The organism is Loktanella sp. SALINAS62 (genome assembly GCF_018263905.1).
In the GTDB taxonomy this organism is placed as follows: domain Bacteria; phylum Pseudomonadota; class Alphaproteobacteria; order Rhodobacterales; family Rhodobacteraceae; genus Loktanella.
On the sequence record NZ_JAAFZU010000004.1, the window covers coordinates 67,262 to 78,338 of the forward strand.

The window sequence follows — 11,077 nt, forward strand, 5'->3', positions numbered from 1 at the left end:
TGTGACGGTAAACGAGGGGGCGGGGACCCTCAAGCGAGATCACTTCGCCAGAGGTTGTTGGGCGGCAAACCATGCGGCAACATCGTGCCGTTCTTGCGTGTCCATCGCGTCGGCAATGCGGTGCATCGGGCTAAGCGAATAAAGGTCGCCGGACGCGTCGCTACCAAGCGCCTGCAGCCGGTTTTCGATATAGTGGCCCGATTGCCCATGCAGCCGTGCGATGATCGGCAAGGTATCCACCTGTGTCGCCCCGTGGCACGACAGGCACGAGGGGACATTTTTGTTGGGGATTCCTTCGAATGCGATCCGTTCGCCGTTTTCGATTTCGTCGTCCGTGGCAAAGGTGTCGGTCGGTGTGGGGGATTTCACGGCGGGTCCGTTGCCGAAATAGGCGGCAAGGTCGGTCTTGTCCTGATCTGACAGACGCTCTGCGACCATGGTCATGCGTCGGTTGTCACGCGACTGAGCGTGAAACGCATAAAGCTGTTGCGACAGGTAAGCGGGCGATTGCAACGTCAGGTTGGGGTATGCGCCGCTGGCCGTCCCGACACCTGTTCGCGTATGGCATTCGGCACAGACCTGTTCGATCAGCGCTTCGGCATTGGCAATATCGCCAACAGGCTGTGGCAGTGACGGCGCGGACAACCCGATGGGCTGCGACGCGAAATAGGCTGCCAGATCCGCACGATCCTGTGCGGTCAGGGCATGGGCGATGTGGCCCATCGGACGCCAGACATCCGTGCCGGCCCAGTCGCGCGCAGCGAATTGTTCCAGCTTGTTGCGCAGATACGGGGCCGACTGACCCGCAATGGCGGGCACGACCATGTTGGCCTGCGCGTCGATGTTTTGGTGGCAGCTATAGCACGCGGGAACAAGCGCGTCAGGTTTGCCGTTCAGCGCGATCTGCTGGCCGCGCACAGGAACGCCAGCGGCCGCTTTGTCCTGTGTGGACGGGACATCGGGCAGGCCATCGTAATAGCGGGCCAGACCGTCAATCTGTGCATCCGTCAGGCTGGCGGCGACTGTCGTCATGACGCCAGAGGGACGCGTGGCAGACGCGTATTCGCGCAGCGCCTTGGCGATATACTCTGCTGATTGGACCGTTAGATTGGGGGCAAGACCGCCAGTCGGGCTGCCGCTTGCGTCTGCACCGTGGCAGGCGGTGCAGGTCGCGATGATTTGTCCCCCCATGGCATAATCATTCCAACCCGTGCCGGGCGATGCGTAAAAATATTCGTCCAACGGGGGGGCTTTTTGCCCGATGTTCAGATCGCGCAACGGCTGCTGTGGTTCAAAAGCCAGAGAGGGCGCATCCTGTGGCATCGTGTGGTTGGTGGCGGCGACATATTCGTCAGCGGACATGTCGGGCAGGGTGCGTAGAAAAGCGACCACTGACCATATTTCGTCAAAGTTGCTGTCTGCGGGCCAAGCTGGCATCGCGCTAAACCGGACGCCATCACGCAGGATCATGTACAATTGCTGGTCGGAAAACTGATCGACTACGGCGGCCAGATGCTGCGGACGCGGGCGCATCGACAGGGCGACGGGCGATTGTCCCAGTTCGGGGCCGCCGTGACAGCTGGAACAGACATTGTTGTAATGCTGCAGACCCAACGCCACGCGGTCAGGCGACATCAGATCGTCGGGCGGCGTGATACTGCTACCCGCCCGGGCGGTCGACTGCTTAAATGTGTAGTGCAGAAAGAATGTGGTGATGCCCAGATGTGGTGCGCGGGCAGCGACTGGTATGAGCCCCAAGCTCATCGCACCAAAGGTGAGAACACCCAAGATAACCCCGCCGACAGCGATCACGGCAAAGAACTTCTTCCAGAATTTGGTCGTCAAATTTCCTAGCATCAGCACAGCCCCTTTTTAGTGGTGCTACAATTCAGCTAGGCCTGACGTCAGCGCTGTCCCGAAAAAAATTGATATCCGGTCGGTTCAGATGGTGGCAATGATCGCGCGCAGCGTATCGATTCCATCGCCTTTTTCAGCGCTGGTCAGGATCAATTCGGGATAGGCGGCGGGGTGTTTGGCCAGTGCGATTCGTGTCTTGTCCAGCGATTCGGCCAGTGCCGATCCTTTGATCTTGTCGGTCTTGGTCAGCACCGCCTGAAAAGTGACGGCGGACCTGTCCAGCAGGGTCATAATCTCTTCGTCCACTGCCTTTGCACCGTGGCGGGCATCGATCAGCACGAAAACGCGGCGCAGCGTGGGGCGGCCTGACAAGTACTGTTTCAGCAGCGCCTGCCATTTGGCGACGACGGCAACGGGCGCATTCGCAAATCCGTAACCGGGCAAATCGACGACATACAAATCGCCTGCGGTAAAAAAGTTGATTTCCTGTGTGCGGCCCGGTGTGTTGGATGCGCGCGCCAAGCCCTTGCGCCCCGTCAAGGCGTTGATCAGGGACGATTTGCCGACGTTGGACCGCCCGGCAAAGCAGACTTCCAATCGGTCGGCGGGGGGCAGGCCGTCCATCGCAACCACGCCTTTGAGAAATTCGGTTTCGCCAGCAAACAGCAGACGGCCTTTTTCTAGGGTTGCATCTTCGGGGCGTTCCGCCTCGGGGAAGGGTAGTTGCATCAGATCACCTTTGCCGTGTCACAGGGCCCACGTTTGCCCCGCGATCACGGTCGCATAAACACCGAAAGTGGTCTGACCGAAAGCAAAAAGCCCCCGCGCGATCCGTTTCCGGTGCGCGCAGGGGCTGTTGCGTGTGTCAGGCTGCCGCCAAAGCGTGGCAGAGGTTCGTTGTTATTTTGCCTTCGACTTTGGCGGCTTGTTGCTGTTGGCCGGTTTGTTGCCGCTTCTTCTGCGGTTGAACGATTCTTTGATATTCCCGAAGACGTCCGGCTTCGCGCCATGGCTGCGCATGATGATATACTGCTGCATGAACGTGATCGTGTTGTTCGTGATCCAGTACAGCACAAGACCGGATGCAAAGGTGCCAAGCATGAACATGAACACCCACGGCATCCAGGCAAAGATCATCTTTTGCGTGGGATCGGTTGGCGTCGGGTTCAGTTTTTGCTGAAGCCACATCGAGACGCCCAGCAGGATCGGCAGGATGCCAAGGCTGACGATGGCAAAGATCGAACCGATTTCGGGCGTGCCCCAAGGCAGCAGACCGAACAGGTTCAGGATCGATGACGGATCGGGTGCTGACAGATCGTTGATCCAGCCGACCCACGGCGCATGCCGCAGTTCCAGCGTGACAAAGATCACCTTGTAGAGCGAAAAGAAGATCGGGATCTGGATCAGGATCGGCAAACAGCCCGCAGCGGGGTTCACCTTGTTGTCCTTATACAGCTTCATCATGCCCTGTTGCAGCGCTTGGCGATCGTCACCGGCGCGTTCCTTCAGCGCTTCCATATCGGGCTGCAGTTCCTTCATCTTGGCCATCGAGACGTAGGATTTGTAGGCCAGCGGTAGCACCAGCAGTTTCAGCACGAATGTCAGGGCAATGATCGACCAGCCCATGTTGCCAATCAGCACATTGATTTCATGCAGCAGCCAGAAAATCGGTTTGGTCAGGAAAAAGAACCAGCCCCAGTCGATGCTGTCGATGAAATTTGCCACACCGCTTTGTTCGTATTCGCGGATGGCTTCCCATTCCTTGGCCCCGGCGAACAACTGCGTGGTGACAGCGGCGGTGGCCCCTGCGGACACGTTGACCGGGTTCTGGACAGCTTCTGCCTGATAGATGTCGCGGGTTGGGAAATATTTGGATGTCGACCGGAACGCCGTGCCGTCCTGCGGAATCAGCGCGGTCATCCAGTAGTGACCAGTATAACCGATCCAACCACTGGTGGTGACGTCCACCCGTTCGGCATTGGTGCCTTCGGCGGGGTCGACGCTGTAATCTTCAATCTTGTTGTACTTCAGTTCTTCCAGCTCTCCGTCGGTCATGCGGACCAGACCTTCGTGCAGGATGAAAAAGTTTTCCAGATCGGATGGCACCCCATACTGGCGGATCAGGCCATAGGGACGGATCGCGATTTCGGCGTCGCCCGTGTTTTCAACCGACTGTGTCACGTCGAACATGAATTTGTCATCGACGGCGATTTCGGTGCGGAAAATCTGACCCGCGCCATTGTCCCACGCCAGCGTGACGGGGCTGTCAGGTGTCAGCGTTTCGCCCTCTTCCAATGTCCAAAGCGTGTCGGGGCCGGGGACATTGGCCGCATCCACACCAGTTACGGCAGCCCAGCCAAAGCTTGCGAAATAGGCGTCTGGCGTGCCTGCGGGGGACAGCAACGTCACCTCTGGCGACGTCGGGTCGGCTTCTTCGTGGTAGCTGACCAGTTTCAGATCGTCGATGCGGCCACCCAGCAAAGAGATCGATCCGTCAATTTCCGGTGTGCTGATCGGGATGCGCGGCGCTTCGGCCACGTTATCGGTCGGGGCCGCGACACCGCTATCCGTCAGGGCAGCGTTCGGCACGGTGATGTCGTTTTGTTCCTGCACGGCTTCTTCGTACGCGGCAGGCGATTGTGCGGGCGGCGGGAACAGCAAGAACCAGACAAGGATCACCCCAAAGCTGAGGGCCGTTGCAAGGATCAGGTTCTTGTTTTGATTGTCCATGAAAAGAAGCCATCCGTCGCTGATTTAGAATCCGGTTGGTTCAACCTGCGTGGCCCGCAAAGGTCAAGAGCTTTCGGGGTCTTTGTGATCGCGCGTCAGCCCCATAAAGTCGAAAAGTGCAGGGTCCAGCAGGTGACTGGGTCGTGTGTTCATCAGGGCGCTGAACATTTTCCCGCGCCGACCGGGCGCGTTTGCTTCCCATTGGTCCAGCAAGCGTTTGACCTGCTGGCGCTGCAAACCGTCCTGCGACCCGCACAGATCGCAGGGGATGATCGGATAATTCATGTCGCGTGCGAACTTTTCACAATCCGCTTCGGCCACATGGGCCAGCGGGCGATAGACAAACAGATCGCCTTCGTCGTTCAGCAGCTTGGGCGGCATCGTTGCCAGCTTGCCGCCGTGAAACAAGTTCATGAAGAAGGTTTCAAGAATATCGTCGCGGTGGTGGCCCAGCACGATGGCGCTGCAGCCTTCCTCGCGGGCGACACGGTACAGGTTCGCGCGGCGCAGGCGTGAACACATGGTGCACAGGGTCCGTCCCTGTGGCGTCTTGTCCATCACGATGGAATAGGTGTCGCGGTATTCGATCCGGTGCGGCACACCCATGCGTTCCAGAAATTCCGGCAGGACGGTCGCGGGAAATCCCGGCTGGCCCTGATCCAGATTGCAGGCCAGCAGATCAACGGGCAGCAGGCCGCGCCATTTCAATTCGTGCAAAATCGCCAGCAAGGTATAACTGTCCTTGCCGCCCGACAGGCAGACCAGCCAGCGGGTGCCGGGTTCGATCATGCCGTAGCGGTCGATTGCTTCACGTGTGTCGCGCACCAGCCGCTTGCGCAGCTTGCGGAACGCGGTTGTGTCCGGGGCGCCGTGAAACAGCGGATGGATTTCGGGATCATCTAGCATGACAGGCATCTACGCCTTTTAAGGTGCGTCGCCAATAGCAACCGGGCTAGTCCGGCACGTTGTCGATGCCGGACCCGCCCCAAGGGTGGCAGCGGCCCAGCCGTCGCAGCGTCAGCCAACCGCCCCTGATCGCACCATGCCGCGACAGCGCTTCCAGTGCGTAGGCGGAACACGTGGGGTGGAACCGGCAGCCATGACCGACCCAAGGCGACAAAAGCAGGCGGTAGGCGCGGATTGGCAGCGCCAGCAGATGTGCGGCGGGCGTCATGGATGCACCTTGCGCAGTGCGCGGCGCAGATCGGATTGCAACTGTGTAAACGGCAGTGCTGCCGTCGTGCCCGCCCGGCCCACAAGCACGTAATCCCAACCGGGCCGCGCATGGTCGTGCAGGGTCAAACGCGCCACTTCGCGCAGGCGGCGTTTGGCACGGTTGCGGGCGACGGCGTTGCCAACCTTCTTCGAACAGGTGAAACCGACACGGACCGTCGGATCGTCATCGCCCCGATCGCGCCCCTGCAGGTGGATGCCGGGCGTGCCAAAACGGCGCGCATGGCTCGCCGCCACGAAATCACGCCGTTTTTTCAGGACGGGTAAACGCGAAAAAGCTGCCGACGCACCCTGTTCGGGGGCGTCCGGCAGCCTATCGGTCGGATCGGTCAAGCGGTGTGCGCTTACGCGCTCAGCTTTGCACGGCCTTTGGCGCGACGTGCATTGATGATGTTGCGACCGGATTTTGTCGCCATACGGGCGCGAAAGCCGTGACGGTTTTTGCGGACCCGGTTGCTGGGCTGGAATGTGCGCTTCATGGCGAAACTCCGGTTCGGGGGCCGATCCACTGATGGATGCAAGGCCCGTAACAATTCAGACCCGTCCTTTAGGCGCAGACCATTGGCCTGTCAACGCCCCCCTTCGGGTTGTCGCTGAAACATTGCCACTTTTTGGACCCCGGTTTTGTTACAGTTTCGATACCATATCAACGTTGGCTTGATTTGCGGTCAACCTCGCGTGAACCTACTAGGCGGCAGGCGTCGTTATGCCATCTTGGGTTCGTAAACAACCTGACGCCCATCGGGCAGAAAGCACCCCCATGAGCGACAGAGCCGAATCGCGAGCCAACCCAATCCTGCGCCGCCTCCCCCTGATCGGGATTGTTGTCGTGGCAATACTGGGGTTTTGGTTCCTGCGTGACTTTTTGACATTTGACGCGTTGCGACAGAACCGCGAGGCGTTGATCGCATTTCGGGACGCCAATTATCTGTTGTGCGTGGTCGGTTTCATCGCGGCCTACGCGGCCATCGTGGCCTTTAGCCTGCCAGGCGGAACGATTGCGACCCTGACCGGGGGATTCCTGTTTGCAAGCTTTCCCGATGCATTTCCGGTGCTGCCTGCCGCACTTTATAATGTGACGGGTGCGACGTTGGGGGCGGTCGGGCTGTTTCTGGCGGCGCGTTGGGGGCTGGGGGAAACGCTGTCCCGCAAGATGGACGCTGGCGAAGGTCTGGTGAAACGCATCAAGGACGGGATCGATGAAAACCAGTGGTCGATGCTCTTTCTGATCCGTCTGGTCCCTGCTGTTCCGTTCTTTGTGGCGAATCTGGTACCGGCGCTGGTCGGCGTGCCACTGTTTCGCTACGCGGTCTCGACGTTCTTTGGCATTATGCCGGGCACAATCGTGTTCACATCCGTCGGCGCGGGGCTAAGTCAAGTGTTTGACAGTGGTGAATCGCCCGACATGAGTATCATTTTTGAACCGTCCATCCTGTTTCCAATCGCCGGGCTATGCCTGATGGCGGCTTTGCCGATCATATTGAAAGCCGTGCGCGGCAAAAAAGGGGTCTGATATGGACAATCGCATTTCTGCCGATATCTGCATCATCGGGGCTGGGTCTGCCGGCTTGTCCGTCGCGGCTGGGGCGGCGCAAATGGGGGCGAACGTGGTCCTGATCGAAGGTCACAAGATGGGTGGCGACTGCCTGAACTACGGTTGCATTCCGTCCAAAGCGTTGATTGCAAGCAGCAAGCGCGCCCATGCGGGTATCGGCAATGCCGTCTTTGGTGTGGAAGAGGTCTGGCCATCGGTCGACTATGCCGCCGTCAAAGACCATGTCCGGGACGTGATCGACACCATCGCGCCCGTCGATAGCCAGGATCGGTTCGAGGGGCTGGGTTGCACCGTGATCCGCGAAACCGCGCGTTTCATTTCCCAGACAGAGGTCCAGGCAGGTGATACGATCATCACCGCACGCCGTTTCGTCGTGGCAAGCGGGTCCAGCCCGCTTGTGCCGCCAATCGACGGCATCGACACCGTTGCCGTCCACACCAACGAAACGATTTTTGACCTGCGTGAACGGCCGGACCACCTGCTGGTGATCGGTGGCGGGCCCATCGGGATGGAAATGGCGCAGGCGCACCGACGGCTGGGCTGCAAGGTCACCGTGATCGAAGGCGCGACGGCGCTGGGCAAGGACGACCCCGAAATGACCGCCGTGGTGCTGGATGCACTTCGCGCAGAAGGCGTCGACATCCACGAGAACACAAAAGCGGAACGCATCAGCGGCATGGATGGCAAGATTACCGTTCACACGGCGCAGGGCGATTTCACCGGATCGCACCTGCTGATGGCGGTCGGGCGTGCTGTCAACGTGGATCGGCTGGATCTGGACAAGGCCGGGGTGGAGTATGACCGTAGCGGGCTTAAGGTGGACGCCAGCCTGCGCAGCGTCAGCAACAAACGGGTTTATGCCGCGGGCGACGTGGCCGGCGGTCTGCAGTTTACCCATGTCGCGGGCTATCATGGCGGTCAGCTGGTGCGGGCCTTGATGTTTGGTCTGCCTGCCAAGGCGCGGACCGATCACTTGCCATGGGTCACCTATACCGACCCCGAATTGGCGCAGGTCGGTCTGAATGAAGCGCAGGCGCGCGACAAACATGGTTCGAAACTGACCGTCGTGCGCAGTGAATTTTCCCACAACGACCGTGCAAACGCTGACCGCCGCACCACCGGGCTGATCAAGGTCATGGTCGTCGGCGGCAAGCCAGTGGGCGCATCCATCGCAGGCCATCTGGCCGGAGAGCTGATTGCGATATGGGCCATGGCGATTGCCAACGGGCTGAAAATGACAGCGATTTCCAATACAGTTCTACCCTATCCGACCTATAACGAAGTGAACAAAAGGGCGGCTGGGGCGTATTTCACACCAAAGCTGTTCGAAAGCGGAACGGTAAAGGCGGCTGTCAGGTTGGTGCAACGCTGGCTGCCGTAACCCGACAGGAGGGGCCATGCTGAACACCTTATCAGGACGTTTCCTGATCCTGACCATCATCTTCGTGATGCTGGCAGAGGTGTTCATCTTTGTGCCCTCTGTCGCGCGGTTCCGCGAAGATTACCTGTTGGATCGGCTGGAACGGGCGCAGATCGCATCGCTTGCGGTCGAAGCGGGGGATATGATTTCGCCTGAACTGGAAGCCGAACTGCTGAAGAACGCGGGTGTGTTCAACGTGGTGCTGCGGCGCGATGATGCGCGGATGCTGGCGCTGTCGTCGCCCATACCGTCGCCCATTTCTGCCACCTATGACATGCGCGATCCGCCCGCGACCCGGTTGATCGCGGATGCGTTGCGAACGCTGCTGGATACCAATCCCCGGATCATTCGTGTGATCGGCGATCCCGTGCAGGGGGCCGGTCGGTTGATCGAGGTGACGATGATGCAGATGCCGCTGCGGGCGGCGATGCTGGAATACGGGTTGAATGTGCTGCTGCTGTCGGCCGTCATTTCGATCATTACGGCATTTTTGTTGTTTATCGCCGTGCGCATTTTTCTGGTCCGCCCGATCAAGGGGGTGGTGGACCACATGATGGCGTATGCCGCCGCGCCAGAGGATGCGCGCCGCATCATCGCGCCCACCGCAGGCGTGCGCGAACTGCGCGATGCAGAAGTCGCGTTACAGGCCATGCAGACCCAGCTGACGGGTGCTTTGCTGCAAAAGGAACGGTTGGCGCAACTGGGCGGCGCAGTGGCCAAGGTCAGCCACGACCTGCGAAACATCCTGACCGCAGCGCAGCTGTTCACCGACCGCATCGAAGGGTCCGACGATCCGCTGGTCAAACGCATGGCGCCCAAACTGGTGGGCTCGATCAGTCGTGCGGTGAACCTGTGCGAAAGCACGCTGGCCTTTGGCCGCGCTGATGAACCTGCACCACGGCTGGTGCGCGTAAACCTTGCAGGGATCGTGTCCGAGGTGATCGAGGGCGAACGTCTGGCCGCCGGGGATTACCCGATTTCATTCGCAGAAGATTTTCCCGCCACCATGACCCTGCGCGCTGACGAGGAACAGATGTTCCGTGTGCTGTCCAATCTGGTCCGCAACGCCCGGCAGGCGATCATGGCAACAGGCGAAGCCGGCGAAATCTCTGTGAAGGCGGACGAGGACGACACATCCTGGTGTATCAGCGTGACCGACACCGGACCCGGACTGCCCGCCAAGGCAAAAGAGCACCTGTTCCAGCCTTTTTCAGGTGGCGCACGCAAGGGGGGCAGCGGTCTGGGATTGGTCATCGCGGGCGAACTTGTACGTGGCCACGGTGGCCGTCTGACGCTGGCCCGCACTGACAGCACCGGAACCGTGTTCGAAGTGCGGTTGCCAAAGGCCGATTTCGCGCTTGCCCCGGCAGCCGCCTGAATTTTCCCGCATTCGGGGGTTGCATCACCCGAAGACGGGGGCTAAATGCAGCCTCACGCGGATTGGTAGCTCAGTTGGATAGAGTACTTGACTACGAATCAAGGGGTCGGGGGTTCGAATCCTCCCCAGTCCGCCATCTTAATTCTAAATTAAAATAAAATATAACAGCTAAGTCAATCGCTTGGGCATTATCTCGTTCCTTGTGTCAACATTGTAGCCTTGATCTGCTACCCATTTTGCACCACATTCTGCTACCCATCTGCTTGGAGTGTGTGATGTCGAACGGTCTCCTTTTGCGCGGCAGGACGTATTATTTGAAGCGTCGGGTGCCATCGCGGTTTGCGGGTGTGGAGCCGCGCGATGTCATCTGGGAAAGCCTGAAGACGGATTCGCGCGCGATTGCGCTGTCGAAGGCGCAGCGGGTGTGGTCGGGATATCTTGACGGCTGGGAAGCGCTGCTTGCGGGACGTGATGGCGATGCGGAGGCGCGCTTTCGGGCGGCGCGCGATCTGGCTGCGCGACGGGGCTACGCTTTTCTGACAGCTGACGCCGTTGCGGATCTGGATTTGATCGACGTGCTTCGCAGGGTCGAGGCGACCCAGTCAGCATCGGGTGACGCGGTCCCGGACGTGGCTGAAGCAGTTCTGGGCGGGACGGAAGACCCGGGCCTGATGTTGTCCGGGCTTGTAGCGCATACTGAAGATATCGCTTCGCATGATAACCGGTTCAAGAGCACGCAGCAGATGCGGTTGTGGCGGAACCCGCGGATCCGCGCGGTCCGCAATCTGATCGCGGCCATTGGTGGAGATCGTCGTATCGTGGATGTCGGCGCGGCTGAAGCGATTCAGCACCGCAAATGGTGGCAGGACAAGCTCAAGGGTGGAAAGCTGAAGGCCGCCTCAGC

General features: G+C 59.8%; 10 protein-coding genes, 1 tRNA gene and 1 pseudogene. 5 read left to right on the plus strand and 7 right to left on the minus strand.

Going from position 1 to position 11,077, the window contains the following annotated elements; genetic code table 11:
• Window positions 1-39 precede the first annotated feature (39 nt).
• The 7 genes from GZH79_RS03690 to rpmH form a co-directional block, all read right to left on the minus strand.
• Window positions 40-1,857, minus strand: a complete 1,818-nt coding sequence (locus GZH79_RS03690; protein ID WP_211641932.1) for a c-type cytochrome — start codon at window positions 1,855-1,857, stop codon at window positions 40-42.
• Window positions 1,858-1,941: 84 nt separating this feature from the next.
• Window positions 1,942-2,586, minus strand: coding sequence for a ribosome biogenesis GTP-binding protein YihA/YsxC (gene yihA, locus GZH79_RS03695; RefSeq protein ID WP_211641933.1), 645 nt, complete (start codon window positions 2,584-2,586; stop codon window positions 1,942-1,944).
• A gap of 171 nt (window positions 2,587-2,757) precedes the next feature.
• Window positions 2,758-4,587 (minus strand): membrane protein insertase YidC, encoded by a 1,830-nt coding sequence (gene yidC / locus GZH79_RS03700; protein WP_211641934.1) that lies wholly within the window; start codon window positions 4,585-4,587, stop codon window positions 2,758-2,760.
• 63 nt (window positions 4,588-4,650) lie between these two features.
• Complete coding sequence (gene ttcA / locus GZH79_RS03705; protein WP_211641935.1) at window positions 4,651-5,493, minus strand: tRNA 2-thiocytidine(32) synthetase TtcA; 843 nt, start codon at window positions 5,491-5,493, stop codon at window positions 4,651-4,653.
• A gap of 46 nt (window positions 5,494-5,539) precedes the next feature.
• Window positions 5,540-5,761 carry a membrane protein insertion efficiency factor YidD gene (gene yidD / locus GZH79_RS03710; RefSeq protein ID WP_211641936.1) on the minus strand — a complete coding sequence of 74 codons (222 nt, stop codon included), beginning with the start codon at window positions 5,759-5,761 and terminating at the stop codon, window positions 5,540-5,542.
• Window positions 5,758-6,132, minus strand: a complete 375-nt coding sequence (rnpA, locus tag GZH79_RS03715) for a ribonuclease P protein component (protein WP_249218968.1) — start codon at window positions 6,130-6,132, stop codon at window positions 5,758-5,760. Before rnpA ends, yidD begins: the two co-directional genes overlap by 4 nt.
• Window positions 6,133-6,164: 32 nt before the next feature.
• Window positions 6,165-6,299, minus strand: coding sequence for a 50S ribosomal protein L34 (gene rpmH, locus GZH79_RS03720; RefSeq protein ID WP_211641937.1), 135 nt, complete (start codon window positions 6,297-6,299; stop codon window positions 6,165-6,167).
• A 281-nt stretch (window positions 6,300-6,580) separates the two neighbouring features.
• Between rpmH and GZH79_RS03725 the strand changes: the two genes are divergently transcribed.
• The 5 genes and pseudogenes from GZH79_RS03725 to GZH79_RS03745 form a co-directional block, all read left to right on the plus strand.
• Complete coding sequence (locus tag GZH79_RS03725) at window positions 6,581-7,333, plus strand: VTT domain-containing protein (RefSeq protein WP_211641938.1); 753 nt, start codon at window positions 6,581-6,583, stop codon at window positions 7,331-7,333.
• 1 nt (window position 7,334) lies between these two features.
• On the plus strand, window positions 7,335-8,756 hold the full coding sequence (locus GZH79_RS03730) for an FAD-dependent oxidoreductase (RefSeq protein ID WP_211641940.1): 1,422 nt from the start codon (window positions 7,335-7,337) through the stop codon (window positions 8,754-8,756).
• 16 nt (window positions 8,757-8,772) lie between these two features.
• Window positions 8,773-10,173: a HAMP domain-containing sensor histidine kinase gene (locus tag GZH79_RS03735; protein ID WP_211641942.1), complete on the plus strand. Its 1,401-nt coding sequence runs from the start codon at window positions 8,773-8,775 to the stop codon at window positions 10,171-10,173.
• Between the two features lie 59 nt (window positions 10,174-10,232).
• Window positions 10,233-10,309 (plus strand) — tRNA-Arg (locus GZH79_RS03740).
• A 178-nt stretch (window positions 10,310-10,487) separates the two neighbouring features.
• Window positions 10,488-11,077 (plus strand): annotated as a pseudogene (locus GZH79_RS03745) (integrase); the annotation flags it as partial.